The sequence below is a fragment of the Marinomonas arctica genome (genome assembly GCF_003259225.1).
GTDB classification, from domain to species: Bacteria; Pseudomonadota; Gammaproteobacteria; order Pseudomonadales; family Marinomonadaceae; genus Marinomonas; species Marinomonas arctica.
Genome location: NZ_QHJF01000029.1, coordinates 1 through 25,409, shown reverse-complemented (window position 1 = coordinate 25,409; position 25,409 = coordinate 1). Strand labels below are relative to the sequence as shown.

The 25,409-nt window shown below is 44.1% G+C and carries 28 protein-coding genes; 20 read left to right on the top strand and 8 right to left on the bottom strand.

Annotated elements, in window-relative coordinates; all coding sequences use genetic code 11:
• Nucleotides 1-3: 3 nt before the first annotated feature.
• Nucleotides 4-1,839, bottom strand: coding sequence for an ABC transporter ATP-binding protein (locus DK187_RS16335; RefSeq protein ID WP_111608401.1), 1,836 nt, complete (start codon nucleotides 1,837-1,839; stop codon nucleotides 4-6).
• 192 nt (nucleotides 1,840-2,031) lie between these two features.
• On the opposite strand from DK187_RS16335, the gene DK187_RS16330 reads away from it, so the two are divergent.
• From DK187_RS16330 to DK187_RS16310, 5 genes are all read left to right on the top strand, one after another.
• Nucleotides 2,032-3,282 carry a cystathionine gamma-synthase family protein gene (locus tag DK187_RS16330; protein WP_111608400.1) on the top strand — a complete coding sequence of 417 codons (1,251 nt, stop codon included), beginning with the start codon at nucleotides 2,032-2,034 and terminating at the stop codon, nucleotides 3,280-3,282.
• Nucleotides 3,283-3,422: 140 nt separating this feature from the next.
• The gene (locus DK187_RS16325) at nucleotides 3,423-4,229 is read left to right on the top strand and encodes a transporter substrate-binding domain-containing protein (RefSeq protein ID WP_111608399.1); all 807 of its coding nucleotides are present in this window, start codon (nucleotides 3,423-3,425) and stop codon (nucleotides 4,227-4,229) included.
• Nucleotides 4,230-4,374: 145 nt separating this feature from the next.
• Nucleotides 4,375-5,319, top strand: coding sequence for an amino acid ABC transporter permease (locus DK187_RS16320; protein WP_111608398.1), 945 nt, complete (start codon nucleotides 4,375-4,377; stop codon nucleotides 5,317-5,319).
• On the top strand, nucleotides 5,312-6,058 hold the full coding sequence (locus DK187_RS16315; RefSeq protein WP_111608397.1) for an amino acid ABC transporter ATP-binding protein: 747 nt from the start codon (nucleotides 5,312-5,314) through the stop codon (nucleotides 6,056-6,058). Before DK187_RS16320 ends, DK187_RS16315 begins: the two co-directional genes overlap by 8 nt.
• 63 nt (nucleotides 6,059-6,121) lie before the next feature.
• Nucleotides 6,122-7,009 carry a LysR substrate-binding domain-containing protein gene (locus DK187_RS16310; protein ID WP_111608396.1) on the top strand — a complete coding sequence of 296 codons (888 nt, stop codon included), beginning with the start codon at nucleotides 6,122-6,124 and terminating at the stop codon, nucleotides 7,007-7,009.
• A 23-nt stretch (nucleotides 7,010-7,032) separates the two neighbouring features.
• Here DK187_RS16310 and DK187_RS16305 read toward each other — a convergent pair whose 3' ends face one another.
• The gene (locus DK187_RS16305; RefSeq protein WP_111608395.1) at nucleotides 7,033-7,458 is read right to left on the bottom strand and encodes a YebG family protein; all 426 of its coding nucleotides are present in this window, start codon (nucleotides 7,456-7,458) and stop codon (nucleotides 7,033-7,035) included.
• Between the two features lie 126 nt (nucleotides 7,459-7,584).
• Between DK187_RS16305 and DK187_RS16300 the strand changes: the two genes are divergently transcribed.
• The 5 genes from DK187_RS16300 (at nucleotide 7,585) to DK187_RS16280 (ending at nucleotide 11,629) form a co-directional block, all read left to right on the top strand.
• Nucleotides 7,585-8,460 carry a mechanosensitive ion channel family protein gene (locus DK187_RS16300; RefSeq protein ID WP_111608394.1) on the top strand — a complete coding sequence of 292 codons (876 nt, stop codon included), beginning with the start codon at nucleotides 7,585-7,587 and terminating at the stop codon, nucleotides 8,458-8,460.
• On the top strand, nucleotides 8,457-9,044 hold the full coding sequence (locus DK187_RS16295) for a DUF1439 domain-containing protein (protein WP_111608393.1): 588 nt from the start codon (nucleotides 8,457-8,459) through the stop codon (nucleotides 9,042-9,044). Before DK187_RS16300 ends, DK187_RS16295 begins: the two co-directional genes overlap by 4 nt.
• A gap of 96 nt (nucleotides 9,045-9,140) precedes the next feature.
• Nucleotides 9,141-9,620, top strand: a complete 480-nt coding sequence (locus tag DK187_RS16290) for an FKBP-type peptidyl-prolyl cis-trans isomerase (RefSeq protein WP_111608392.1) — start codon at nucleotides 9,141-9,143, stop codon at nucleotides 9,618-9,620.
• A 260-nt stretch (nucleotides 9,621-9,880) separates the two neighbouring features.
• Nucleotides 9,881-10,249 carry a hypothetical protein gene (locus DK187_RS16285; protein WP_111608391.1) on the top strand — a complete coding sequence of 123 codons (369 nt, stop codon included), beginning with the start codon at nucleotides 9,881-9,883 and terminating at the stop codon, nucleotides 10,247-10,249.
• A gap of 3 nt (nucleotides 10,250-10,252) precedes the next feature.
• Nucleotides 10,253-11,629 (top strand): class II fumarate hydratase, encoded by a 1,377-nt coding sequence (locus DK187_RS16280; protein WP_111608390.1) that lies wholly within the window; start codon nucleotides 10,253-10,255, stop codon nucleotides 11,627-11,629.
• An 85-nt stretch (nucleotides 11,630-11,714) separates the two neighbouring features.
• On the opposite strand, the gene DK187_RS16275 is transcribed toward DK187_RS16280, so the two are convergent.
• The gene (locus DK187_RS16275; RefSeq protein ID WP_111608389.1) at nucleotides 11,715-12,416 is read right to left on the bottom strand and encodes an aspartate/glutamate racemase family protein; all 702 of its coding nucleotides are present in this window, start codon (nucleotides 12,414-12,416) and stop codon (nucleotides 11,715-11,717) included.
• 109 nt (nucleotides 12,417-12,525) lie between these two features.
• The gene (locus DK187_RS16270; RefSeq protein WP_111608388.1) at nucleotides 12,526-12,981 is read right to left on the bottom strand and encodes a GNAT family N-acetyltransferase; all 456 of its coding nucleotides are present in this window, start codon (nucleotides 12,979-12,981) and stop codon (nucleotides 12,526-12,528) included.
• Nucleotides 12,982-13,112: 131 nt separating this feature from the next.
• On the opposite strand from DK187_RS16270, the gene DK187_RS16265 reads away from it, so the two are divergent.
• The gene (locus DK187_RS16265) at nucleotides 13,113-13,574 is read left to right on the top strand and encodes a GNAT family N-acetyltransferase (protein ID WP_111608467.1); all 462 of its coding nucleotides are present in this window, start codon (nucleotides 13,113-13,115) and stop codon (nucleotides 13,572-13,574) included.
• Here the strand turns inward: DK187_RS16265 and DK187_RS16260 are convergent.
• Together DK187_RS16260 and DK187_RS16255 are read right to left on the bottom strand one after the other, a co-directional pair.
• On the bottom strand, nucleotides 13,571-13,834 hold the full coding sequence (locus DK187_RS16260; RefSeq protein WP_111608387.1) for a DUF3820 family protein: 264 nt from the start codon (nucleotides 13,832-13,834) through the stop codon (nucleotides 13,571-13,573). The genes DK187_RS16265 and DK187_RS16260 overlap by 4 nt on opposite strands.
• An 80-nt stretch (nucleotides 13,835-13,914) precedes the next feature.
• Nucleotides 13,915-14,805, bottom strand: a complete 891-nt coding sequence (locus tag DK187_RS16255; RefSeq protein WP_111608386.1) for a LysR family transcriptional regulator — start codon at nucleotides 14,803-14,805, stop codon at nucleotides 13,915-13,917.
• Between the two features lie 185 nt (nucleotides 14,806-14,990).
• On the opposite strand from DK187_RS16255, the gene DK187_RS16250 reads away from it, so the two are divergent.
• Both DK187_RS16250 and fghA read left to right on the top strand, forming a co-directional pair.
• Nucleotides 14,991-16,106, top strand: a complete 1,116-nt coding sequence (locus DK187_RS16250; protein ID WP_111608466.1) for an S-(hydroxymethyl)glutathione dehydrogenase/class III alcohol dehydrogenase — start codon at nucleotides 14,991-14,993, stop codon at nucleotides 16,104-16,106.
• Nucleotides 16,107-16,171: 65 nt separating this feature from the next.
• Nucleotides 16,172-17,014, top strand: coding sequence for an S-formylglutathione hydrolase (gene fghA / locus DK187_RS16245; RefSeq protein WP_111608385.1), 843 nt, complete (start codon nucleotides 16,172-16,174; stop codon nucleotides 17,012-17,014).
• 130 nt (nucleotides 17,015-17,144) lie between these two features.
• On the opposite strand, the gene DK187_RS16240 is transcribed toward fghA, so the two are convergent.
• Nucleotides 17,145-18,023 carry a hypothetical protein gene (locus DK187_RS16240; RefSeq protein WP_111608384.1) on the bottom strand — a complete coding sequence of 293 codons (879 nt, stop codon included), beginning with the start codon at nucleotides 18,021-18,023 and terminating at the stop codon, nucleotides 17,145-17,147.
• Nucleotides 18,024-18,248: 225 nt separating this feature from the next.
• Here DK187_RS16240 and lptM point away from each other — a divergent pair, with 225 nt between their 5' ends.
• From lptM to trxA, 6 genes are all read left to right on the top strand, one after another.
• Entirely contained in the window at nucleotides 18,249-18,365 is a 117-nt protein-coding gene (lptM, locus tag DK187_RS21590; protein WP_111608383.1) for an LPS translocon maturation chaperone LptM, read from the top strand.
• Nucleotides 18,366-18,379: 14 nt separating this feature from the next.
• Entirely contained in the window at nucleotides 18,380-19,633 is a 1,254-nt protein-coding gene (gene lysA, locus DK187_RS16230; RefSeq protein ID WP_111608382.1) for a diaminopimelate decarboxylase, read from the top strand.
• A 10-nt stretch (nucleotides 19,634-19,643) separates the two neighbouring features.
• Nucleotides 19,644-20,474, top strand: a complete 831-nt coding sequence (gene dapF / locus DK187_RS16225; protein ID WP_111608381.1) for a diaminopimelate epimerase — start codon at nucleotides 19,644-19,646, stop codon at nucleotides 20,472-20,474.
• 8 nt (nucleotides 20,475-20,482) lie between these two features.
• Nucleotides 20,483-21,148 (top strand): DUF484 family protein, encoded by a 666-nt coding sequence (locus DK187_RS16220; RefSeq protein WP_111608380.1) that lies wholly within the window; start codon nucleotides 20,483-20,485, stop codon nucleotides 21,146-21,148.
• Nucleotides 21,145-21,858, top strand: a complete 714-nt coding sequence (locus DK187_RS16215; protein ID WP_111608379.1) for an HAD family hydrolase — start codon at nucleotides 21,145-21,147, stop codon at nucleotides 21,856-21,858. The genes DK187_RS16220 and DK187_RS16215 overlap by 4 nt, the downstream gene beginning before the upstream one ends.
• A gap of 104 nt (nucleotides 21,859-21,962) precedes the next feature.
• On the top strand, nucleotides 21,963-22,289 hold the full coding sequence (trxA, locus tag DK187_RS16210) for a thioredoxin TrxA (protein WP_111608378.1): 327 nt from the start codon (nucleotides 21,963-21,965) through the stop codon (nucleotides 22,287-22,289).
• Between the two features lie 65 nt (nucleotides 22,290-22,354).
• Here trxA and DK187_RS16205 read toward each other — a convergent pair whose 3' ends face one another.
• On the bottom strand, nucleotides 22,355-23,842 hold the full coding sequence (locus tag DK187_RS16205; protein ID WP_111608465.1) for a peptidoglycan DD-metalloendopeptidase family protein: 1,488 nt from the start codon (nucleotides 23,840-23,842) through the stop codon (nucleotides 22,355-22,357).
• A gap of 107 nt (nucleotides 23,843-23,949) precedes the next feature.
• Here DK187_RS16205 and tyrS point away from each other — a divergent pair, with 107 nt between their 5' ends.
• Nucleotides 23,950-25,254, top strand: coding sequence for a tyrosine--tRNA ligase (gene tyrS / locus DK187_RS16200; protein ID WP_111608377.1), 1,305 nt, complete (start codon nucleotides 23,950-23,952; stop codon nucleotides 25,252-25,254).
• The last annotated feature ends 155 nt before the right edge of the window (nucleotides 25,255-25,409 follow it).

Here is a 25,409-nt window from a genome sequence, read left to right as displayed (position 1 = left end):
GCGCTATTTATAACCTTGCGCTTGTAAGGTAAACAAATGCGCGTATTGGCCTTGTTGAGCCAGTAGTGACTCGTGGGTGCCGCGCTCTTTGATTTGTCCATGTTCCATGACAATGATCTCGTGAGCCAGACGTACCGTGGAAAAGCGGTGAGAAATCAGAATCGCCATTTTGTCCTTGGTGTGTTCTTGAAAGTGCTGGAATATATTGGCTTCGGCCTGAGCATCCATGGCCGCCGTCGGCTCGTCTAACACCAAAATATCCGCCTCTTCGCGCATGAAAGCACGCGCTAAGGCGATTTTTTGCCATTGTCCTCCAGATAATTCTTGTCCACCGCGGAACCAGCGCCCTAGTTGGGTTTGGTAGCCTTGTTCCAGCTCATCAATAAAGTCGGTGGCCTTGCCAAGCTCGGCGGCCTTTTTCCAACCGGTTTGATCGTTAAATCGGTCGTTGTCGCCCGCGCCGATGTTTTCACCCACAATAAATTGATAACGTACAAAGTCTTGAAATATCACGCCAACACGTTTTAGCAGCGCGCTTTCTTCCCATTCCAGTAAATCTAAACCGTCTAGTAAGATTCGCCCTTGAGTGGGGTTATAAAGACGAGTCAGCAGTTTGATGAGCGTGGTTTTACCTGAGCCATTTTCACCGACAATTGCAAGGCTGTGGCCAGGACGAATGCGGAGATTGATGTTGGCAAGGGCCGGTTTATCGTTACCTGGGTATTGGAAAGAGACGTTTTCAAAACGAATGCCATCGTTTGGTATGGGTCCAACTACTTGCCCTGATGTTGCAAGTGGGGTTTCTTGCTCTAGGTATTCGTATAGATTGGATAAATACAAATTGTCTTCGTACATACCGCTGATGGCGGTAAGTGACGCGGAAACCGAGCTTTGACCTTGTTTGAATAACAGCAAATACATGGTCATTTGACCCAAGGTGATCGCACCAATGATGGTGTCGCTGACGATCCAACCATAGGCACCATAAAACACCAAGGTACTTATCACACCGAGGGCGAAGCCCCAGCTTTCGCGACGTAAAATCAGCCGCTTACTTTCTTTGAATAGTTTGATGAATATTTCTGTGTAACGCTGTAAAAAGCGGTCGCCCAATTGGTAGAGTCGAACTTCTTTGATGTTGTCTTCCCGAGCCAACAAGGTTTCTAGATAGTTTTGCTGGCGCACTTCTGGCGAGCGCCAACGAAACATCAAAAAGGCATCGCCAGAAAACTTGGCCTCAGCGATAAAGGAAGGCAAGGCGCCACAGACCAATAACGCCAATGCCCAAGGAGAAAAGTGCCACAGCAAGACCGCAAAGCTGGATAAGGAAATCGCATTTTGCAGTAGGGCAAAGGTTTTATTAACCAGAGCAAGCGGGCGGCTGGAGGCCTCGCGACGGGCGCGAACCAGCTTGTCGTAAAATTCAGAATCTTCAAAATGAGATAGGGTGAGACTTTGGGCTTTTTCTAAGATCAGCAAGTTTACCTTTTGCCCTAACAAGCCTTGTAAAATGGCTTGTTGCGCGGTTAAAGCGCGTTGCGCGGCGGCAATCACCAGCACCAAGATTCCTTCTAATACCACATAGTTGAGCGCGGTTTGATAATGCAGAACTTGGTCTTGTTTGTAGCTTTCCATGGCGGCAACAACCGCATCGACGATCAACTGCCCAACATACGCCATGGCCGCCGGAGTGACACCGGCAATCAGAGTCGCTAATGCCAAACCTATGGTTAATGCAGGCGAGGTTTTCCACACTAAATCGATGGCACGACGGCTATAACGAAACACGCCGAGCATGTTTTTATCGACGGTATTTTGAGGGGAATCAGCGGGTTTCATTAAAGATCCTAGGCGTCAGGAAATAGATACGAAAGAAAGGGTAGTATAAGTCATTATGCAATGGTTTTATCCATTAAAAAAATCGCCCCTTAGTGCTTGATAAGATGATTTCTCGCGTTTATCTCGTTTGGCTATAGTGAAAGCCAATGAAATTTTATTGGCTGTTCAGTCGTTAAATGTGAGAAATGTATAATGAGTAATAAATTGGTGAAGTCTGCCCTTGATCAAGCGGGAAGTGGAACACGGTCTGTATGGAGCGGCGAGCAGGTAAAGCACCCTTACCGTGCCACGCAAACGCCGATTGTCGCGAGTGCGGCATATGGCTACCAAGATATCGATGAATGGTACGATGTTGCGTTGGGTGCAGCCCCCGGTTTTATTTATAGCCGTATGAGCAATCCTACCGTAGAAATCTTAGAAGCGAAAATTTGTGGCTTAGAAAACGCTGAGTCCGCTGTTGCATTCAGCACGGGCATGGCGGCGATTAGCAGTGTGCTGTATACCTTTTTGTCTCATGGGTGCCGTGTGGTATCGACGAAAGACAGTTATGGCGGCACCAATAAAGTCTTTGAAGAATTTTTACCGCGCATGGGCGTGAGCGTGACGCTTTGTGAAACCCATAGTCACGAGCAAATTGAAGCCGAAATCGCCAAAGGCTGTGATGTTTTGTATTTGGAAACACCAACCAATCCGACCTTGAAAATTGTCGATGTAAAACGTCTTGTCGCGGCCGCTAAAAAAGTTGGCGCCTTGGTGATGGCGGACAACACCTTTGCAACACCACTGAATCAAAGTCCTTTGGCCTTGGGAGTGGACATTGTTATACATAGTGCGACTAAGTTTTTGAGTGGGCATGCGGATGCTATGGGCGGTTTGGTGTGTGGCTCTGAAGATTTGATGGCAAAGGTTCGTCATTATCGAGAGATTAATGGCGCGTCATTGGATCCGTTTTCGGCCTATTTGATTATTCGCGGTATGAAAACCTTGGCGCTACGTATTCGTCAGCAACAAAGCAGTGCACAAGCCATTGCGCAATATTTATTGACGGAACCTTTGGTTGAAGCGGTGAACTATCCAGGTCTGCCAAGTCATCCGAATCATGCGATTGCCTGTGAACAGATGCGAGGTTTTGGGGCGATGGTGAGTTTTGTTTTAGCGGGTGGTATGGATACGGTAAAAATCTTATTGCCGCAACTACAGTATGCCCATTGCGCGGGTAACTTGGGCGCGGTCGAAACCATTTATGGACCTGCTAGAACCACCAGTCATGTGGAAAATACCTTAGAAGAGCGTTTGGCTCTGGGCATTTCTGAAGGTTTAGTGCGGATATCTGTGGGGATTGAAGACACTGACGATTTGATCGCGGATCTACAACAAGCGTTTAAACGAGTTAGGACGCTTTCTCGTGAAAACACTGACTCGCTTTCATGTTGTACAAAATGAAAAAAACGTGGGAGCACATTAGTGTTTCACTAGGGACTGTTAGTGGCAACTCCTGTATTATGCGCCGCTATGAAATGGCATTAAGATCAGATACGTAAATAACTTAGGGTTCGTTTTTACATAAACTGGGGACATAAAATATGAAAAAATTAGTGATCGCTGCGGTGGCTTTGTGCGGCGCAACATTGGCATCAGCGTCGGATAATGCGTTGTGGGAAAAATCCACCCTGAATGAAATTTTAAACCGTGGCGAGCTTCAAGTTTGTGCTGAAGCGGGTTACATGCCGTTTGATATGCGAGATAAAAGTGGCAATATTGTTGGCTTTGATGTGGACATTGCCAAGTCTATGGCAAAGGCCATGGGCGTCAAAATTGACATTCGTAACACGGCTTGGGATGGCATCATTCCGGCGTTATTAACAGCCAAGTGCGATATCATTATTTCAGGTATGACGATTACGCCAGAGCGTAACTTGAAAGTGAACTTTACCGATCCCTATATTGTGGTCGGTCAAACGATTTTGTTGAGTCCTAAGTTGCAAGGAAAAGTTAACAGCTACAGAGATCTCAATGATGCCAAATATACTATTGCAACAAAGTTAGGCGCGACGTCTGACTATGCCGTAAAAAGATACATGAGCAAAGCCAAGTTGAATCTGTTTGAAACGGAATCTGAAGCCGCATTAGAAGTGGTAAATGGCAATGCCGATGCGTTTGTGTATGACTTGCCATACAACGCGATTTACGCCGCGCAAAGTAAGGGTAAGGTATTACATTTAGACGAATCCTTCACTTTTGAACCGCTGGGTTTTGCGATTCGTAAGGGCGATCCAGATTTTATGAATTTCTTGAATAACTACCTTGCTCAGATCAAAGGTGATGGTACTTATGACAAGATTTATCAAAAATGGTTTGAAGGTGATGCTTGGTTGAGCACCATTCAGTAACATGGAAAACACACTTAAAGTGGCGCAATATAGCGCCACTTTTTGCACCTTCTTACTTGAGACAATCTTTTCATTACAACTGCACTCATGACATTGTGAACAGGTTTTTTTGAGTTAAAAAAATACGACGGGGAACTTCTCATTGATGGAAAAACAATCTCATCTGCTTTTGTGGAAAGCGGTCTTTGTTCTAATCATCATAGGACTAGGCTTTGGCATTTATGCTGGCAGCAAAAGTATTGACTACACTTGGCGCTGGGAGCGTATTCCGCAGTACATCATTAACACCGAAGCGACAACGGTTCGATCGCCTTTTGATGGTTCTGCAACGATTGAAAAGGGAAAGTTGATTGTTACTTCCGATTACGGTGATGATCCATTAGTGATCAAAAAGTTTGATAACTTACTGGTGAGTAATGGCGACTTGGTGTTTGAAGGTGACCCACTTGCCGAAGTAGAAAACTGGAATATTGGCCCGCTCACGTGGGGGCTGGTGATGACATTGCAGTTGTCTGTGGTGTCTTTAGTATTTGCTGTGGTGATTGGCCTCTTCGCAGGACTGGCCCGAATTTCGTCTAACCCCGCGTTGCGTTATTTGTCCATTACTTATATTGAACTGATTCGTGGTACGCCCTTATTAGTACAGATTTTCATCTTTTATTTTTTTATCGGCACGGTATTGGATTTAGACCGCTTTACCGCCGGTGTGGCGGCGTTATCGGTGTTTACTGGCGCTTATATCGCTGAAATCGTGCGTTCTGGTATTCAATCTATTAGTCCTGGGCAAATGGAAGCCGCGCGAAGTCTAGGGATGAATTACGTTCAGGCGATGGTCAATGTTATTTTGCCGCAGGCGTTCAAACGAACTTTACCGCCGATGGCTGGGCAATTTATTAACCTGATCAAAGACTCGTCTTTGGTGTCGGTTATTTCCATTACCGATTTAACCAAGGCTGGTCGCGAAGTTGTGAGTTCCACGTTTGCGCCATTTGAAGTGTGGTTTGCCGTGGCGCTGATGTATTTAGTGTTAACTGGCGCCTTGTCTTGGGCCATTCAGCGTCTTGAAAAGAGGTTATCTGCCAGTGACTAATAGGACCGATAAGAGCATCATTCAAGCTCGTAATATTGAAAAGATTTACCCAAATGGCTGCCATGCCTTAAAAAACGTTTCTCTCGATATTAATCGGGGTGAAGTCGTAGTGATTATTGGGCCAAGTGGCTCGGGGAAGTCGACATTCTTGCGCACCTTGAATCAGTTGGAAACCATTTCTGATGGCACGATTCATATTGACGACGTGAGCCTGACAGACAGAAAAACCAACATTAATAAGGTGCGCGAAGAAGTGGGTATGGTGTTCCAGTCCTTTAATCTTTTTCCACATAAAACAGCGTTGGGTAACGTGGCATTGTCGCCCATCAAGGTGAAGAAAAAGCCCCGTGCTGTCGCGGAGCAGGAAGGCCGTGAGCTACTCAAAAAAGTAGGTCTAGCGGAACGCATGAATAATTACCCGTCGCATTTGTCTGGTGGTCAGCAGCAACGTGTTGCCATAGCGAGAGCCTTGGCTATGCATCCGAAGATTATGTTGTTTGATGAGCCGACCAGCGCGCTTGATCCAGAAATGGTTGGGGAAGTGCTGGACGTGATGAAAAGTCTCGCTCGTGATGGTATGACCATGGTGGTGGTGACCCATGAAATGGGCTTTGCCCGTGAAGTAGCGGATCGTGTGGTGTTCATGGAAGAAGGTGAGTTAGTGTTTGAAGAAAGCCCTGAGCGCTTTTTTAGTTCTGACAATCCGCGTCTACAGCGTTTTCTTGGTCAAGTGCTTTAGTTTTGATGACAAATCTTGGCCATAATCACTGGCCAAGATGCTTTCCTTTATTGGGCATTTATCATGAATAAAAAATCCCTTCCTCCATTAAATTGGCTGCATACCTTTGAAGTATCGGCGCGATGTCTTAATTTCACTCATGCGGCGGAAGAATTATGTTTAACCCAAGGGGCGGTGAGTCAGCAAATTCGTTTGCTGGAAAGTCATTTGGGGGTGTCGTTATTTAAACGTCTACCGCGCGGCTTGAGTTTAACGGAAGAAGGGCGCTCTTACTTTCCCGTAGTCAAAGACGCGATTTCTCGTTTGACGGTTGGTACGAATGAGATTTTTACCCAACAGGATAAGCAACTCATCAAAGTCTGCGGCAGTTTGTCGTTTTTCTCCCACTGGTTGGCACCTAAGCTTGCCAGTTTCAGTGTCGCTTATCCTCACTATGACATTCGTTATGTGAGCAATATTTGGGTGCAAGCCTTAGACGATGAAGAGGATATGGAGATTCGCTGGGGGCATGGTGAATGGCCTGGGTTGATCTCTCAACGGCTTACTTGGGACAATCTTGTGCCGGTGTGTTCTCCTGAGTTGATGGCGCGATTGCCTTTGCGAGAACCTACGGATTTGGCGAATCATTCACTATTGCACGTGATTGGTTACGAAGAAGGTTGGGGTTACTGGCTGAACATCATGGGCGTGGATAACGTTGACTCGTCAATGGGGATGCAGTTCGATACGTTAGTGTCGACATTGCGCATGGCGGAACTTGGCCAAGGTGTGGCTTTAGGCCGTTCTTCTATGGTGCAAGAGATGCTGAGCGAAGGTAAATTGGTCGCACCATTTGGGCAAACGGTCGAAGCTAGCGAATCCTTTTACTTAGTACGACGGTCTGGCGCACAACTGCATCATGCTGCGAATGTTTTTTTTGATTGGCTTGTGAAACAGGCGCATAAGTCTTAGCTAAGAAGCATTAAGATGCCGCATTATGCGGCATCACTTTCCGTAAAATCGACGATGTCATCGTGATCAAACACAACGTTACTGTCCTCTTCCTCGTACAGCGCGTCTTCGTCAGGTTCGATGACCAGATCTTCCAGCGTTTTTTTAGGTACCGACTCTTTCAGATCAAGTTGAGCGCTAGCTTCTTTGCGGTTGGTTTTTTTCGGTTTCGCTGTGCTTTTCTTTTTGTTGCCTAAAATATCCAATAGCAGGTCTTTTTGCTCGGCTAAATACATGGATAAGGCTTCTTTCTTATCATGATCTCCGGCTAGTTGGCTTTGATCTAAAACCTCGTACAGAGCTTCGGCGGTATCCAACAATTTATCATAGGCATCGGCTTCGGCTCTTGAAGTAAAAGTCATTTTTTCTATTCCATCGCGTTCTACAACATATTTGATAATGACAGGCATGATCCACCTCGTGAAAAATAATACTGTACAAATGTACAGTATTATTTGTTTCTTTGTCTAGTGCTTTTGTTTGTTGATTTAGGCAATGATTGTTAAAGTTGCGTTCTTGCTAAAGGAAACACTTTTATGGCTGTTGATTTTTCTCAGATAGACTTCTCCATTTTAATGGATCACGTTGAGTTTGTTTTGACGTTTGCTTGGATTTTATTGTCCTACATCGTTCGACGTTATACGAAACGTGCGATTCGCCTCCACCAAAAACTTGAACATGATAAGAAGCGTCAACGGATTAATACGGTTGATAACATATTCAACCTGTTGTTAGTGGTTGGTTTGGTGCTTATCTGGTCATCTGAGTTACAAAATATTGCCATTTCCATTGCGGCCTTTATGGTGGCGTTGGTGATAGCCACGAAAGAGTTTATTGCCTGTATTGTAGGCGCATTTTATCGAGCCAGTACGCGACCGTATCAAGTTGGAGACTGGATACGTATTGCAAACTATGAGGGCGAAGTGACGGACAGTGACTGGTTGTCGACCACATTGTTTGAAGTTGACCTGAAAGGGGGGAGTTACACCTATACAGGGCGTACGACCGTGGTTCCGAATAGTGTTTTATTATTGAATACGGTTCAGAATTTGAACTATATGCGACGTTATGTGACGCATACTTTTTCGATTTCTAGGCATTCTGATGATGTCAATTTGTTCACCATTAAAGAGCAAATTTTGGATAAAATTCGTCAGTATAGTGAGCATTTTCATGAGGTTGCGATTCGTTATAACAGTCTTATCGAGAAACGTTTAGACATTAAAATATCTGGCCCTGAGCCAAGGGTTCGTATCACGACAACCGCAGAAGGCTACAACGTTTTTAGTATTTCATTATTTTGTCCAACCGATGAAGCGGTTGAAATTGAGCAAAAAGTAACAGAGGATTTTATGAATTTTTGGTATGAAAGGCGCCATGCAAATGCGGCGACCATGGAGAAAGAAGAATGAAAGTAATTCGTAGATTGGCGATTGTTGCTTTGTGCTCCACGTCTTTGTTTTTAGTCGGTTGTAACAGCTTGAGTATTAGTGAAGTCGATATGAACAAAGAAGTGGCAAAACAGTTAGCGGAACAGCAAGAAAATCATATTACGCTTCTTTTGAATGGCAATGCATTGAATTTAGATTTACTGGTGACAGGGGCAGACATTGATTTCACCGAACGCGATGGTGGTTTAGTTTTGGTGGATATGACCAGTAACATGACTGGCACATTAAAAGCGTTTGGCCAGACATTTTCTGTTACCACAAAAGTGAACCCATCGTTTGAATCTGGGGTACGTATTGAGGAGGATCGTCTGTATCTGGTGGCGCCAAAAATCACCCAAATTGACGTTGAGGGATCTAGCTTTAATGAAAAAATGTTGCGTTCTACGTTGGGATCTTTGCACGCAGACTTTGAAAAGTCCCTTGTAGAGTATTTCGATCAGCATCCTGTGTATGTGCTAAATCATTCACCCTCTGAAAAAACCGCTGCGGCCTTAGTTAAAAATATCATTATTACAGAGGATTCATTAGAGCTTTCTATCTTTTAGTGAATAACCGTCTGGTGAAGGGTCTAGGTAAGTTGCCTTGTTGCCCTTATAATGCCGCCATAAATTAATGCTCGAATTTTAGAATGAGGAAACAGCATGTCAATTGCAGACAATCAAGTCGTTCAATTTCACTATACTTTGCGTCATGGCGAAGAGTTGCTCGAAACCTCTGCGGGTAAAGAGCCAGCGGCGTATTTACATGGCCATGGTAATGTTATTCCAGGACTTGAAAAAGCGATGGAAGGCAAAGAAGTTGGTGATGAATTTGAAGTAACGGTTGCTTGTGCCGATGCTTATGGTGAGCGCCATGAAGATCGTCAGCAACAAGTGCCAGTCAAACATTTACAAGGCGCGAAACGCTGGAAAGCGGGAATGGTTGCCATGGTTCAAACGGATAAAGGCATGCGTCAAGTGACGGTTGTGAAAGTTGGATTGAAACACGCTACAGTCGATTTGAATCACCCATTGTCTGGCAAAGACCTGACTTTTAATATTCAAATTGTAGCTTCTCGTGAAGCGACCAATGATGAAATTGCTCATGGTCATGCCCACGGTGTAGGCGGTCATCACCACTAAGAGTGAAGCGCTCTAAGTATTGAACGAATGATGATAAATAGCCCCTGTTACGCATAACGTAGCAGGGGCTTTTGTTTTTTTACGCCTTTGTATTTTTTGGATGAGCCTGAGAATGATTGATTTTAATCAAGTAATCGCAACAAATAGTAAAATTTAATAAGAATCGTTATCAACAGCTTGACAGATCTTGTCTTCATGCACATTATTGATAATAGTTGTCATTTATATTGTTTGTTGTGTCATTTTCAGAGGGCGAAGTGATGAGTCATTATTTAGTGCCATTTTCAGTACTCGAGCAAACCATTCAGGGTGGCCAGTGTGCAGATTCCCCAGAAGTGCTCTATCATTATTTAAACCTAACAGAAGAATATGCGGAACGGTTAAACATCACTGATGCCACCTTGTTATATCAGAGAGTGTTCAATGTGTTGCTCGATACCGTTTGCAATACCAGTGTAGCGCCGCATTGGCGTCAAACTTGTCTAGATAAGGTGTATTTGCCCTTATCACATCTCAAGCATTTAATTGTCACCTATCAAGATGCCAAGAATTACTTCAAGATGGAGCATAATTTACGAATTTTGAGCCATTACTTTCTTTCTTCTTTTGAACAACAAGGACAACATTAAAGAATGAGTATGCGCATTGAAAAAGACAGCATGGGGGAATTAGAGGTCCCAGAGAAGGCTCTCTATGGCGCTCAAACACAGCGAGCGATTAATAACTTTCCTATCAGCGGTGAGCCATTACCTGAGGCGTTTATTCGTTCTCTTATCTTAATTAAGGCGGCTGCGGCAAGGGCAAACGAATCTCTTGAATGTCTGACGCCGGAGATGTCTAAAGCGATTCAACAGGCCTGCGATGAGTTGTTAAATGCCGATGATTTAATGCAGCATTTTCCGGTTGACGTTTTTCAAACGGGATCAGGCACCAGCTCGAACATGAATGCCAACGAAGTGATTGCTACATTAGCGAGTGCGTACCATGGTTCGGCTGTTAATCCTAATGATCATGTGAACTATGGTCAGAGTAGCAACGACGTAATCCCTAGTGCGATTCATGTGAGCGCTACGTTGGAATTGACGGGGCATTTGTTGCCTGCGTTGGAACATTTAAAAAATGCCATTCTTGAAAAAGGCGATTCGCTTGCTGGCTACACAAAAACGGGACGCACTCATTTGATGGATGCGATGCCAGTGCGATTGGATCAAACTTTCCACGCGTGGGCGGCGCAGTTGCAAGACAACATCGACAACTTAACCTACTTAGAAAATAAAACCACCCAACTTGCTCAGGGCGGAACCGCCGTTGGTACTGGCATAAATGCTCATCCAGAGTTTGCCATTACTTTTGCTAAAGAGCTGTCTGATCTAACCAAGGTGACGTTTGTACCTGGGAAAAACTTTTTTGCCCTGATAGGCTCTCAGGACACGGCGGTGGCTTTGTCTGGTCAATTAAAGGCTGTGGCAGTCACTTATATGAAAATTGCCAATGATCTTCGTTGGATGAACTCTGGGCCATTGGCAGGGTTAGGTGAAATTACATTACAAGCCTTGCAGCCAGGTTCGTCTATTATGCCGGGTAAGGTGAATCCGGTGATACCAGAAGCCACGGCCATGGTAGCCGCACAAGTGATTGGTAACGACGCGGCGATTACTATCGGCGGACAATCGGGGAATTTTGAATTAAACGTCATGTTGCCCATGATTGCTAAGAACCTGCTAAACAGTATTAAACTACTGGCAAACAGCGGACAGCTTTTAGCCGACAACGCCATTGCAACGCTCAGTGTGAATGAAGATAAATTGAACCAAGCACTGCATCGTAACCCCATTTTAGTCACGGCTCTTAATCCCATCATTGGTTATGCCAAAGCCGCTGAAATCGCCAAAAAAGCCTATAAAGAAGGTCGTCCAGTGGTGGATGTGGCCGAAGAAGCAACGGATTTAAGTCGAGATGAATTATTGGCTCTGCTTGATCCGGCTAAGTTAACTCATGGTGGCGTCTAGGACAGAATAAAAAGATTTCTTTATTTGGTTGTTTCCCTTTCCAAATAATGAAAAACAGCCAGCGTCCGCGCTGGCTTTTTTTTATTCAAAATAGAGTCTTTAACGCTTCATCCACAGCGGCTTTAGCGTGAATATAAGTGGTATCAAACAAAGGCACGGTAACATGCTTTTGCTTGAGCAGTAGGGTGATTTCTGTGCAGCCTTCGATGACGGCTTCTGCTCCGGCTGCTTGAAGTTGATTAACGATGTCGATATAGATTTCTCTGGATTCAGGAAGAATTTTCCCCAGGCATAATTCTTCGTAAATAATTCTATGTATGTCGTCCCTGTCTTGCTCTGATGGCGTGATTACCTCTAAACCATATTGCTCTTCTAATCGCTTAATATAAAAGTCTTCTTCCATCGAATAGCGAGTTCCGATAAAGCCAACTTTTTGATGTTTTTGTTTAACGAGTTCCTTAGCGGTGGCATCGGCAATATGCAATAAAGGAATTTTCACCGCATTTTGAACAACATCAGCGACCTTGTGCATGGTGTTAGTCGCAATAAGAATGAAATCAACCTGAGCTTGTTCCAAGCGTTTGGCTTCTGCCGCGAGTATTTCTCCTAACTGCAGCCAATCGCCTTGATGTTGCAAACGCTCAATTTCAGCAAAATCGACACTCGATAAAACAATCTTAGCGGAATGCAGGCCGCCGAGTTTTTGTTTGGTCAACTCGTTGATGTTTTTGTAATACAGAGCCGACGACTCCCAACTCATTCCGCCAATAATGCCGATTGTTTTCATTCTGTGTCCTTTAGTTTTTATCTTGAATCCATAAAGTCTAACGCTGTTATTTATCAGTCGTAATGCACAGTTGGGCAAAATAAACGTTGGAACTGTGTTGGCTTATTTTTTAAAGTTCTCTGCTCATAAACACACTATGAGGATCAAGTTTGTAGTCGGAAAAGGGGCCGCATTCCGTAAAATCATGTTTCGCATAGAGCTTTCTTGCTGGTGCGAAGAAGTCTTGCGAGCCGGTTTCTAGGCTGATTGTATTGAGTCCTCTTTGTTTGGCGGTATCAAGAATATGGCGGAGCAGAGTCGAAGCAACGCCTTTATTGCGGGCGGCGCCCGTGGTGCGCATGGATTTAATTTCGCCGTGTGTTTTGTCCAGAATTTTTAGGGCGCCACAGCCAAGTAATTGGCGGTCTTCCCAAACCGTCCAAAAGGTAATGTTTGGTTTTTTTAATCCGTCTAAATCTAATGCAAAAACGCATTCAGGCGGTGATGCGGTGAACATGTCTTTAAGATGTTCGGTGAGTATTTGTTTGACTTCTGGGCCGGATAAGTCATCGATTCTGATGTCCATTGGGTGTATATCCTTTGTTTTTAAGTTCAAAAATAAAGCAATTTTTGTACCTTAATCGAGTGTGTTTGGATCGTTAAACAACCGTGTATACTGCGTGTTTAAATAGGCACTAGATGAGCGAAAGGTTTGAAATGACAGATTCATTAAGTTTACGACCTGTTGAGATGGCCGATGCCGATCTTTTGTTGCTGTGGCGTAATGATCCAGACACCCGCCAAGCCTCTCATAATACCGATGAAGTGACGCTTGCATCGCATCTTGTTTGGCTTGAGTCTTCGTTAAGTGACCTGTCAAAAAGGCGCTTGTGGATAGCCGAAGTCAATGGTGTCGCGGTGGGCACTTGTCGAGCAGATCGAATGGCAGGTGTTTGGGAATTGTCTTGGACGGTTGCACCAGAAGCGCGCGGAAAAGGCGTTGCTCACCGCATGCTGTCCAAATTGGTGCTGTACTTTAAGGAGCCGCTGGTGGCGCAAGTGAAAATTGGTAATATGGCATCGATAAAAGTCGCTGAACGCGCTGGATTTGTCTTAGATAAACAAGAACAGGGAGTGCTGTTCTATGTTTATCCTAATGCCTCTTTTAGGGCAGACTAGTCATCAAAGCGAATACGAACTTTCGGTTCGTTTGGCTTTTCCTCGGTTGGTTTACGCAGTGGGTCGACCAACTTTTCTAGGCCATTGATTTTAATTTCTAGCGCTAATTGTAACCATTGCCCTAGATTACCATTCGGCCAACCTTCGTGAGCAAACCAGAGTAAATAGGCTTCAGGTAGATCGATTAAAACTCGACCTTGGTATTTGCCAAATGGCATGGTCTGACGAGCAACTTGGACGAGATCTTGTTGTGAAAACATGGGCTTCGCTTAATGATGTTTGATGGTGCGTTTCCTTGGTATTTAAACATAGCAAGCAGGCAGATTGAAACCTCACTGATCTATTTGGCAAAGGGCGGATCTTGTTTAAAACGTTCAATCAAATAATCGCAAATACTTTGCAGCTTTGGTGAGGGTTGACGTACCTTGGGATAAACCAGCCAAACGCCGCTATACGGATATTGGTATTGGGTTAATAAGGGGACAAGCTTACCTGTGGCGAGATCGTCGACGACGTAATAGTCTGGTAATTGTGCGATCCCCAAGCCTTTACGTACGGCATCCAGTAAAGCGGGGCCAGAGTTACTGCGCCATTGGCTGGCGACCTTCATTTCTTTACGTTGCCCATCTTGTTGAAATAGCCAATGACTTTTGGAGCCAATTAAGCAGCTGTGTTTGTTTAATTCCGCTAATGTATGTGGCATGCCGTGTTGGTCGATGTATTCTCTTGATGCACAAAGGTATTCCTCTCTGTCACATAATCGCCGTGATAAATGGCTGGAATCTTTCATGGCGCCCATGCGAATCGCCAGATCATAACCTTCTTCTATTAAATCTACTGAGCGGTTAGTGAGATGAAAATCCAGCTCTATCTTTGGGTGATGCAATAAAAAATCGTTCATCAAAGGCGCTATGTAGCGTTCACCAAAGGTGGTGGCGCAGGTCATTTTAAAAGAACCTATTGGTGCTTGATTTAAGGTTGAAATCATTTCTTCAGCGCTGCTTAACGCTTCGGGTAAACCACGACAGTGTTGATAATACAGTTCACCCGCGTCGCTTAAACGGATGCGTCTTGTGGTGCGAAATAGCAATGTCGTGCCTAGCTCCGCTTCAAGTTGCGTGATCAAGCGACTGATGTGTGACGTCGATACACTCAGTTTCGTCGCCGCGGCGGAAAAGCTACCTTGCCGAACTACTTCAATAAAGGCCTCCATGGCTTCCCAATTTTTCATAATTTGCCCCTTGAGATGGAAAAATCCTCTGCTTATTTTGTTACATTATAACTTAAAAAGACTATTTTGAAATGATTGTTGCTGTATGGCAAGAATCATTTTCCAAATCGAGCATTATCCTTGTAATCATTTGCGTCTACACTGGTGGTATCGAAAATGAATCTAAACACACTTTGGAGTGCGCTATGAAATGTAAAGCTGCTGTTGCTTGGGGCCCAGGCCAACCACTGAAAATTGAAGAAGTGGACGTTCAAGATCCGCAAAAAGGCGAAGTGCTTGTGCGCATGGTGGCAACGGGCGTGTGTCACACTGACGCGTTCACTTTGTCGGGTGAAGATCCGGAAGGTATTTTTCCTGCCATTCTTGGTCACGAAGGGGCGGGTGTGGTTGAAGCCGTAGGCGAAGGGGTTACCACGCTTAAAGTGGGCGATCACGTTATTCCACTCTACACAGCTGAATGTGGCGAGTGTAAGTTCTGTAAGTCTGGCAAGACTAACCTTTGTCAAGCGGTTCGTGTGACTCAAGGAAAAGGCCTAATGCCAGATGGCACTAGCCGTTTCAGCATCAATGGTGAGCCAATTTATCACTATATGGGTACCTCTACTTTCTCTGAGTACAGTGTGGTTCCTGAAATTTCGTTGGCGAAAATCCACGTTGATGCACCGTTAGAAAAAGTCTGCTTGTTAGGTTGTGGTATCACGACCGGTATCGGCGCTGTACTAAACACGGCGAAAGTGGAAGAGGGCGCCACGGTGGCTGTTTTTGGTTTAGGCGGCATTGGTTTGTCGGTTATCCAAGGCGCTCGCATGGCAGGCGCGTCGCGCATTATCGCGATCGATATTAATGAGTCTAAATTCGAAATGGCGAAACAATTCGGTGCGACCGATTGTATCAATCCGAAAACATTCGATGCGCCCATTCAGCAAGTGATCGTTGATATGACCGACGGCGGTGTAGATTACTCGTTCGAGTGTATCGGTAACGTACAAGTGATGCGTCAAGCGCTTGAGTGCTGTCATAAAGGTTGGGGTGAATCCATCATCATCGGTGTGGCCGGTGCTGGTCAAGAAATCTCCACGCGCCCATTCCAGTTGGTCACTGGTCGAGTCTGGAAGGGTTCTGCTTTTGGTGGCGTAAAAGGTCGCAGTCAATTGCCAGGTTACGTAGAAGACTACATGAATGGCAAGATCGAAATTGACCCATTCGTGACGCACACCATGCCGCTTGAGCGTATCAACGAAGCGTTTGATTTGATGCATAAAGGCGAAAGTATTCGTACTGTCATTCTTTTTGATAAGTAACCGTGAGCACACCGTTTTGATAAGCCCGCTAAGCGGGCTTTTTTAACACAGCAAAGGAGACAGCGATGGAATTGTTATCCAGTACCAAAAGCTTTGGTGGTTGGCTAAAGCGTTATAAACATGAAAGCTTATCCGTAAAAGGCGACATGACGTTTGCTATTTACCTGCCACCACAAGCTGAAACGCAAAACGTCCCTGTTTTGTATTGGTTATCCGGCCTGACGTGCACCGACGAAAACTTCATCCAAAAAGCGGGCGCTTTTCGTAAAGCGGCTGAGTTAGGTTTAGCGATTGTTTGTCCAGACACTAGCCCACGCGGCACAGACTATCCGAATGAACATGAAAGCTACGACTTCGGTTCGGGGGCGGGCTTTTATGTCAACGCCACGATGGAACCTTATTCGAACACCTATCACATGTACGATTACGTAGTGCAAGAACTGCCGCATTTGATAGAAACGAACTTTCCAGTCACAGATAAGCGTTCTATTTCTGGTCACTCAATGGGCGGGCATGGCGCCTTGATTTGTGCATTGAAGAACCCAGGTAAGTATCAATCTGTCTCGGCCTTTGCGCCCATTGTTAACCCAACCAAGTGTCCTTGGGGGCAAAAAGCCTTTACCGGATACTTGGGGGAAGACAAAGACGCTTGGAACGAATGGGATGCCACTTACCTAATAGAAAGCCAAGTCGGGAAGGCAAGTGAACGCTTACCTTTGTTTATCGATCAAGGTGAAGCGGATAACTTCTTAGTGGAACAACTCAAACCAGAAGCCCTAGAAGCGGCCTGTGAAAAAGTGGGGTACCCAATTACCCTACGCCGTCAACCGGGTTATGACCACAGCTACTTTTTCATCGCCAGCTTCATTGATGAGCATCTAGAGCATCATTCCAACGCGTTGAGTTAGTTGTTTAATCAAAAAACCTTGGTTGCTATTGACTATTTAGTTGGCCAAGGTTTTTTAATTTCTAGGATGGGTCTTGTTATCAAAAGAGGCTTGTTCGCCTTTAAGGAAAACGTTAATTGGTTGCCTACGCTTATTTCATGGCTTGATCTATATTGAAGGGGGAGTCAGGACCAAGCAACTCGTTGGTGAGTATCTTGGGTGAAATGTTTAGTTCAAAATGAAACAGTTTCGAGTCTATGCCACAACCATCAAAAACAATGGCCCATCCTTCTGTGCTGCCTTCTTTCGGTAGTCGCCAGCATACGCCTTTTATGTTGGCATAACGCGTCCCATCGGCATCCTCTGTGATTGGGTAGTCAACTTCTTTAGTTAAGCCTTTCAGGTACTCTTTTTGTGCTTTTTTAGATTCTGCTATTTTGTCTCTGAGCTCTTCAGAAAAAATCTTCGTTAAGGTTTCGTCCTTTATATTGGAGGGTAAAGATATGTTTGATAAGTCAAGAAGCGCTGGTCTATCAGATCCTAATGAGGAAGCATCGAGAGGCGTAGAACTTAGATCATTGCTGCGCTGAGTGTTTTCTGAAAGCGCTTGTGTTTGATCAATGTCGCTGACGATCTCTTCGGGATCAAATGAGTGATTCTTTTCGCTGAGCGCTTTTCCACTTATTGCTTCTGCCGTAACAGTTGCCAGAGGCGGTGTTTTTTCTGTGGATTCTATCTTTTTTACCGATTCCGTCAGTGCTGTAGTCTCTGGTTGTAATACTTTTTCTGATGGTTTTGGTTCAACAGTCATAGGTAAATCTTGTTCGTTTGAACTCATGACATCGGATGGTGTTGTAACGGACGGCGTCTCAAGAGGAGGTGCTTGTGTTGGCAGTAGCTGTAGCTCTAGTGTCAATGGTTGGGCGTTTGTTTTGAACCAGTCCTGACTATTTGATAGTTCAATGACCAGTACGTGTATTGCGATAGCACTAATCAGTGCCGCCGCCCATGGCGCAAATTTTTGTTTCATTAGACTTCTTAAAAGGTGCTTCTTACTATGATTGACGATAATTGAGTCCATGGAATGTCGACATCTATGTAGCTTGTGCTAAAAATATAGCAAATTCAACCACAAGGTCATTACCATTTGTAAAAATATTGAGAAAAGAATATCCATGTAATTGGCTTACTGGGGTTGGGAAACGAACTGGCTGCAAGGTATACTGTGATAATCGAAAATAGAAGAGATAAGACGATGTTTAAGTTGCTTTCTGTATGTGTTTTGGCTGTTTTTCTTACGGCTTGTGGAAATAAGGGTGCGCTTTATTTGCCGAATGACATGACTGATGCAAAACAAGAGTCGTCTTTGTAACTGAGGATTCCCCATTGGATTTTTTTAATTATTCAGGTCAGACTCTGCATGCAGAGAATGTTGCGTTGTCAGATATTGCTAGTCAGTATGGTACACCTTGTTACGTGTATTCTCGTGCCACGTTTGAGCGTCATTATAAAGCGTATGCTGATGCCTTTGCGTCACATCCGACTTTGATTTGCTATGCCGTAAAAGCCTGTTCAAATATTGCGATTTTGAATGTATTGGCTCGTTTAGGGTCTGGCTTTGATATTGTTTCTATCGGTGAACTTGAGCGTGTGTTAAAAGCGGGCGGTGAGCCTTCGAAAATCATGTTTTCTGGCTTAGGTAAACAAGCGGTTGAAATGCGTAGAGCTCTAGAAGTTGGTATTCATTGCTTCAATGTTGAGTCCGAGGCGGAGCTATACCGATTAGATCAAGTCGCTGGTGAAATGGGGAAAGTGGCACCTGTCTCTTTGCGCGTTAACCCAGACGTGGATGCGAAAACACACCCTTATATTTCAACAGGCTTGAAAGAAAATAAGTTCGGTATCGATATCAAAGACGCGGTGCGTATCTATAAAATTGCTCATCAATTACCCCATTTAAATGTGATGGGGGTTGATTGTCACATTGGTTCTCAATTGACAGAACTCAAACCTTTTCTGGATACATTTGATCGTTTAATTGGTTTGGTGGATGAATTGGCGGACGCTGGTATTACTATTAAACATCTCGATCTAGGGGGAGGATTAGGCGTTCGTTATCGTGATGAAGTGCCGCCAGAGCCTGCTGATTATGCGAAGCTGCTACTTGAAAAAGTAAAAGGTAAAAATTTTGAACTGGCGTTTGAGCCTGGCCGTTCTATTGCCGCCAATGCAGGTGTTTTATTAACGCAAGTTGAGTTTTTAAAATGCACGCCGCACAAAAATTTTGCCATTATTGATGGTGCAATGAACGATTTGATTCGTCCATCTCTATACGGTGCTTGGATGAATATCGTCCCTGTCTCTTTATTGCCGACGCCTGAAGGTAAGCGCAGTTATGATCTTGTTGGCCCTATTTGTGAGACTGGCGATTTTTTAGGTAAGGATCGTGAACTTGATATTCAAGCGGGTGATCTTTTGGCGGTTCGTTCAGCTGGGGCTTATGGCTTTACCATGGCATCAAACTACAATAGCCGTAATCGTGCTGCGGAAGTGATGGTAGATGGCGATAAAACCTATTTGATTCGTGCTCGTGAAACGATTGAACATCAGTTAGCTGGTGAGCAAATTTTGCCAGACTAAGGAGTCCGTCATGTTGTTAAAATTTACCAAAATGCACGGACTAGGAAACGATTTTGTGGTCGTTGATGCAGTGTCTCGTAAGGTGTTTTTTAATAAACAGCAAATCGAGAAATTGAGTGACCGTAACTGGGGGATTGGTTTTGATCAGCTTTTGGTCGTCGAGCCGCCAACCAATCCTGATATGGATTTTCGTTACCGCATTTATAATTCGGATGGCAGTGAAGTTGAGCATTGTGGCAACGGTGCTCGCTGTTTTGCTAAATTTGTTTTGGACAGAGAGCTAACGAATAAACGTATTATCAACGTCGAAACAAAACGCGGCGCAATTCAATTGCGTGTTTTGGACGGAGGCTTGGTCACAGTCGATATGGGGGCGCCAAGTTTTGATCCAAATGACTTGCCATTTACTGCGGAGCCTTCTGATGCGCTTTATAGCATTATGGCTGGAGACGTTGAGTATTTTATGACGCCAGTGTCTGTTGGTAACCCTCATGCCGTCATTAAGGTCGACCAGTTGATTGATGATGAAGTGGCGACGGTTGGGGCCCTGATTGAGTGTCATGAGCGTTTTCCCAGAAAGGTGAACGTGGGGTTTATGCAGGTTATTAGCCCTGACGAAATTAAGCTACGAGTTTATGAGCGTGGTGTCGGTGAGACTCAAGCTTGTGGTACAGGAGCTTGTGCAGCGGTTGTTGCGGGTATTAAGCAAGGATGGCTGTCACCTAAAGTGACTGCGCATTTGCGAGGTGGTGATTTGCATATTGAATGGCAAGGTGACGGTTCGCCTATTCTTATGACAGGTCCTGCTGAAAAAGTATTTGAAGGTCAAATATACCTATAAGAGGGGTTATGAGCGAAGAAGAGGTTATTCAATATCTGTCAAACACACCGGAGTTCTTTATCCGGAATGCTGATTTGTTGGAGAGCCTAACGCTTCCTCATCCAGTGAATGGCAAGGTGATTTCTTTATTAGAATATCAGGTCAATTTACTGCGTAAGTCAACGGCTGATTATCGCGCTCAATTTGAACGTTTGGTTGAAGTGGCTCGTGAAAACGAATCAACTATGCAAAAAAGTCGTCGCCTAGTATTAGCTGGTCTCACATGCAGTTCTTTGGATGATCTTGCTGTCATTATTGATGATATGGTGAGAGAAGATTTTGACGTGTCTCATCATGCCTTAATTTTGTATGGTGCGTTTCCTGATAATGCGGTTCGGTCTTATAAACTGGAAGAAGGTGAGGTGTCTTTGTCTCACACTTCCGGTTTCACTGAGTGTTTCTGTGGTACGTTGCCAGATAACGAGATGAGCCTTCTTTTTCCGGATGGCGCTACATCAATTCGCTCAGTAGCCGTTTTGCCTTTGCTATCACGAGAAAGTGGTGCGATAAAAAAATGTGGTGTCCTTGTGTTGGGAGCAGAAAGTAAATCTGCTTTTGATAAAGATAAGGGGGCTTTGTTTCTTCAATACGTTGCTGACTTATTGAGTGCCATTTTGTTAAGGCTGTTGCCGTGAGTGTGTTGATTACTTTTGATCTCGACAATACTCTTTGGGACGTCGCGCCCGTCATAATGCGAGCGGAATATGCCATGGAATCTTGGTTTGAAGAGCGTTTCCCTGGTTTTTCTCAGCAATATTCTGTTGCTGCGCGAGAAGCGTTAAAAAATAACGTTTTATCTCTAAAGCCAGAGATAGCCTTTAATTTGACGGCTGTACGATTGGCAGTCTATAAGCTTGCGTTAAAACAATTTGGGCTGCCATCAGAGGAAGCTGAGTCGGTTGCTGGTGCAGCGCTGGCGCATTTTTGTGAATGGCGTCAAAAAGTGGATCTCTACCCCCATGTTGTCGACGTGTTGGAGGCATTGGGTCAAGATTATGCGTTGGCCGTTATTACCAATGGTAATGCAGATGTATTCCATCCTTACGTTGGTTTGGGACAGTATTTTAGTTTTGCGGTGAGGGCTGATGAAGTTGGTGTTGCTAAGCCTGACGCCAATGTTTTTCTGATTGCGGCTAAGAAAGCTGGGGTCGATGTGTCTGAGATTATTCATGTTGGGGACCATCCAACAGATGATGTTTTTGGTGCGTCAAATGCTGGAGCAAGAAGTGTTTGGTTCAATCGACATGGTGCGCAGCGTTGGTCTGACGAGTGGGGAGCGCGTTCGCACGCGGAAATACATTCGTTGCTTGAGCTGCCAACCGTTATTCGGTCTTTATTATTATAGTATTTTTCTATTGCTATAATTGATGAGAACTCGTTTTTACCCCCATCATTTAGTGATACACTAGCTTTATTCAATGGTTAAAAATAGAATTTTAAGGAATTATTATGAGTGAAAATACAATCCAAATCACTGATGCTCAGTTTGCAGAAGAAGTGCTTAATTCTGATATCCCAGTTATCGTTGATTTTTGGGCACCATGGTGTGGTCCTTGTAAAATGATTGCGCCAGTTTTGGAAGATGTTGCGGCTGAATACGCTGGTAAAGTTAAGGTTGTAAAACTTAACGTTGATGAAAACCAAGAAACAGCACCTAAATACAATGTACGTGGTATCCCTACGTTGCTTGTTATTAAAGGTGGTGAAGTGGTTGCAACTAAAGTGGGTGCGGTCTCTAAATCTCAATTGATTGAATTCGTTAATGGCGCTATCTAATAGCACTGTTTTGTAAGAAAAAAGCAGCCATTTGGCTGCTTTTTTTGTTTTACTGTTTGGGTTGCTTAATTTTTATTGAGTGATGCAAGCTTTTGCGCAAATTCAGGAGAGTGAGAATTTGCGAGTGTTGCCACTACTTGCTTCGCATAAGGCAAAAAATTCTTCAGGTCGTTTTTGGGCATTGGCTCGTCATTAGGCAATTTAACGGTAATCGGATTTTTGTGAGTGCCGTTAATTCTAAATTCATAATGCAAATGGGGGCCTGTTGCCCAGCCAGTTTGTCCGACGTAAGCGATAACTTTTCCTTGTTGTACTCTGGCGCCACGCTTAGTGCCTTTAGCGAATCCTCTTAGGTGTGCGTACAGAGTTTGGTATCCTCTACCATGATCAATAATCACAACGTTACCATAACCATTTTGTTTACCTGCGAAGGATATTTTTCCATCGCCAGCCGCTTTTACTGGGGTGCCGCTGGCCGCAGCGTAGTCTACGCCTCTGTGAGGCATTGTGGTTTTGAATACTGGGTGTAATCTGTTTGGGTTAAATTTCGAAGAGATCCTCGTAAAGTCAACAGGCGTTCGGATGAAAGCTTTTCGCATTGCAAGCCCATCAGGAGAGTAGTAGCTTGAACCTTTTTCGGTTGAGTATCGGATAGCTTGATAAGTGCGGCCATTGTTAATGAATTGAGCGGCAATAATGTTACCATTTCCGATTTTTTCACCATCTAATAGCTGTTCTTCGTATAAAACACTGAGGCTGTCGCCTTTGCGGATATCTAAGGCAAAATCGATATCCCAACCAAATATGTTGGCTAGCTCTATAAGAAGTGATTGGTCTATTCCTGACTTCAGTCCATCAACGAATAGAGAGTCGTTTATTTCAGCTTCTTTATATGCCTGAGTTACTTCTGGCGTGCGTGATGTTTCTTTTCTGTTAAATTCATCACCAACGCGGTCAAACGTAACACTATCTAAGCGATTGAGTACGATTGTTAAGCTTGATAGCTCTCCGGAAGCGTTGTTGGTTGTAAATTGGAGGGTTTGGCCTGGCCTCATTTGAAGTAATGTTTTTTGTTTTGTATCTGCCACGGATACTTTATGGATATCTTGTGCCGAGATGCCTTTAGCTGATAATAACTTTGATAGCGAGTCGCCTGGCTTTACTTCGACTGTTTGTTCTTTAAAGGTAGGAGGGGCGCTTTTTTGAACTAAGGCTTTTGGTGCTGGTATATCGTGTATGGTTGTCGTCGTTACTGCTGTTACTGGTACTGCTTTATCTGTATTTATATCAGTTGTATCTTTATAAGCTTTATCTACATTTATATCATTAGTAGAGAATAAAGCATTTTGCGCCGCGGTGTTTGCTGTAGGCGCAAGCTGTCGTAAGTCCTGCAGCATAAGCTGTGACTGATCTATCACTTCAAAGTTTGCTTCAAGTGATATGCTGTTTTTATCTTCACTATCACCATCAGGAAGTGCGACTAACACTACGGCTAGAAAGGCACTTACCATAGCGATTGAGAGTAAATGTTTTGCTGGTAATAATTTTGTCAAAATGTGCACCCAAAAAATCTTCAATAAGCCCTTATAATCCTACCAACATTACTTTTATAATTGAATGCTTAAATTAAGATAAACTCACTAAGATATGGATCAAAATAATGACTGTAAGCAGTAAAGACCTCTTAAATGACTTGCAAGCTCGTGGGCTTATTGCCCAAATGACGGCAGAAGATGAGTTAAAAAAACATCTTGATGGCGAAAGTCGTACTCTTTATTGTGGTTTTGATCCAACGGCAGATAGTCTGCATCTGGGGCATCTTGTGCCACTCTTGGTATTGAAACGCTTTCAAGACGCTGGCCATAACCCTATAGCATTAGTTGGTGGTGCCACAGGCCTCATTGGTGACCCCAGTTTTAAAGCCGCTGAACGCCAATTAAATACGGCAGATGTCGTTGCTGGCTGGGCTGAAAAAATTCGTGGTCAGGTTAGTCAGTTCATAAAGTTTGACAACGTATCGAATCCCGCGCGCGTGGTAAATAATCTCGACTGGGCTGGCGAGATGAGTGTGTTGGACTTTCTGCGCGATATAGGCAAACACTTTTCAGTCAATGCCATGATCAATAAAGAGTCAGTACAGCAACGCTTAAATAGAGAAGGCGCTGGGATTTCTTTTACAGAGTTTTCCTATGCTCTATTGCAAGGGATGGATTTTGCGGAGCTAAATCGAGTTTATGGCTGTACTCTTCAGATTGGTGGAAGCGATCAGTGGGGAAACATTGTTGGTGGTATTGATTTATCTCGTCGTCAAAATCAATCGCAAACCTTTGGTTTGACGGTTCCTTTGGTAACAAAATCTGATGGTACAAAGTTTGGTAAAACAGAATCTGGCGCGGTGTGGTTAGATGCATCCAAAACCAGTCAGTATGCTTTTTATCAGTTTTGGCTAAACACAGCCGATGCGGATGTGTATAAATTTTTAAAGTTTTTCACATTTTTAAGTCTTGAAGAAATTGCAGCAATCGAAAAAACGGATCAAGAGAGTGCAGGGAAACCACAAGGTCAATTGATTTTAGCTCGTGAAGCGACTCGCCTAGTACACGGTGAAGATGGATTGCAAGCTGCTGAGCGTATTACTAATGCTTTATTCAGCGGTGAGGCGGATCAGTTAAGTGAAAAAGATCTAGAGCAAATTCAGCTTGATGGTCTGCCAAGCAGCTCGTTAGCAGGAATCAACCTTTCTGAAACGCCACTTACTAGTTTGATGGCGGATGCCGGGTTAGCTGCGACTGGGAAGCAAGTGAAAGATGCACTTCAGCGTGACTCTGTTTTTGTTAATGGTGTTGCAAAAGGATTAAACGACAACATGGCTGCAGCAGATATCTTTACAGCCACAAATGGTTACTTTGGAAAATACTTCCTTGTGAAGCTGGGCAAGAAAAAACACCACTTGTTCGTACTGTAATGACGGTATGATACAGCAATTAAAGAAGAAGGCGCTCAGGCGCCTTCTTCTTTAATTAGGTATTGGTTAATTTTTTTAAAATATCTTTAAAAAAAGGTTGCACAAAATCTGTAGATCCTTAATATACGCCCTCGCTGACACGGACAAGGCTTCAG

What these genes read in the sequence shown, in the direction of transcription:
- DK187_RS16335 (WP_111608401.1), bottom strand. Translation starts at nt 1,839, where the DNA reads ATGAAACCCGCTGATTCCCCTCAAAATACCGTCGATAAAAACATGCTC.
- DK187_RS16330 (WP_111608400.1), top strand. Translation starts at nt 2,032, where the DNA reads ATGAGTAATAAATTGGTGAAGTCTGCCCTTGATCAAGCGGGAAGTGGA.
- DK187_RS16325 (WP_111608399.1), top strand. Translation starts at nt 3,423, where the DNA reads ATGAAAAAATTAGTGATCGCTGCGGTGGCTTTGTGCGGCGCAACATTG.
- DK187_RS16320 (WP_111608398.1), top strand. Translation starts at nt 4,375, where the DNA reads ATGGAAAAACAATCTCATCTGCTTTTGTGGAAAGCGGTCTTTGTTCTA.
- DK187_RS16310 (WP_111608396.1), top strand. Translation starts at nt 6,122, where the DNA reads ATGAATAAAAAATCCCTTCCTCCATTAAATTGGCTGCATACCTTTGAA.
- DK187_RS16305 (WP_111608395.1), bottom strand. Translation starts at nt 7,458, where the DNA reads ATGCCTGTCATTATCAAATATGTTGTAGAACGCGATGGAATAGAAAAA.
- DK187_RS16300 (WP_111608394.1), top strand. Translation starts at nt 7,585, where the DNA reads ATGGCTGTTGATTTTTCTCAGATAGACTTCTCCATTTTAATGGATCAC.
- DK187_RS16295 (WP_111608393.1), top strand. Translation starts at nt 8,457, where the DNA reads ATGAAAGTAATTCGTAGATTGGCGATTGTTGCTTTGTGCTCCACGTCT.
- DK187_RS16290 (WP_111608392.1), top strand. Translation starts at nt 9,141, where the DNA reads ATGTCAATTGCAGACAATCAAGTCGTTCAATTTCACTATACTTTGCGT.
- DK187_RS16285 (WP_111608391.1), top strand. Translation starts at nt 9,881, where the DNA reads ATGAGTCATTATTTAGTGCCATTTTCAGTACTCGAGCAAACCATTCAG.
- DK187_RS16280 (WP_111608390.1), top strand. Translation starts at nt 10,253, where the DNA reads ATGAGTATGCGCATTGAAAAAGACAGCATGGGGGAATTAGAGGTCCCA.
- DK187_RS16275 (WP_111608389.1), bottom strand. Translation starts at nt 12,416, where the DNA reads ATGAAAACAATCGGCATTATTGGCGGAATGAGTTGGGAGTCGTCGGCT.
- DK187_RS16270 (WP_111608388.1), bottom strand. Translation starts at nt 12,981, where the DNA reads ATGGACATCAGAATCGATGACTTATCCGGCCCAGAAGTCAAACAAATA.
- DK187_RS16265 (WP_111608467.1), top strand. Translation starts at nt 13,113, where the DNA reads ATGACAGATTCATTAAGTTTACGACCTGTTGAGATGGCCGATGCCGAT.
- DK187_RS16260 (WP_111608387.1), bottom strand. Translation starts at nt 13,834, where the DNA reads ATGTTTTCACAACAAGATCTCGTCCAAGTTGCTCGTCAGACCATGCCA.
- DK187_RS16255 (WP_111608386.1), bottom strand. Translation starts at nt 14,805, where the DNA reads ATGAAAAATTGGGAAGCCATGGAGGCCTTTATTGAAGTAGTTCGGCAA.
- DK187_RS16250 (WP_111608466.1), top strand. Translation starts at nt 14,991, where the DNA reads ATGAAATGTAAAGCTGCTGTTGCTTGGGGCCCAGGCCAACCACTGAAA.
- fghA (WP_111608385.1), top strand. Translation starts at nt 16,172, where the DNA reads ATGGAATTGTTATCCAGTACCAAAAGCTTTGGTGGTTGGCTAAAGCGT.
- DK187_RS16240 (WP_111608384.1), bottom strand. Translation starts at nt 18,023, where the DNA reads ATGAAACAAAAATTTGCGCCATGGGCGGCGGCACTGATTAGTGCTATC.
- lptM (WP_111608383.1), top strand. Translation starts at nt 18,249, where the DNA reads ATGTTTAAGTTGCTTTCTGTATGTGTTTTGGCTGTTTTTCTTACGGCT.
- dapF (WP_111608381.1), top strand. Translation starts at nt 19,644, where the DNA reads ATGTTGTTAAAATTTACCAAAATGCACGGACTAGGAAACGATTTTGTG.
- DK187_RS16220 (WP_111608380.1), top strand. Translation starts at nt 20,483, where the DNA reads ATGAGCGAAGAAGAGGTTATTCAATATCTGTCAAACACACCGGAGTTC.
- trxA (WP_111608378.1), top strand. Translation starts at nt 21,963, where the DNA reads ATGAGTGAAAATACAATCCAAATCACTGATGCTCAGTTTGCAGAAGAA.
- tyrS (WP_111608377.1), top strand. Translation starts at nt 23,950, where the DNA reads ATGACTGTAAGCAGTAAAGACCTCTTAAATGACTTGCAAGCTCGTGGG.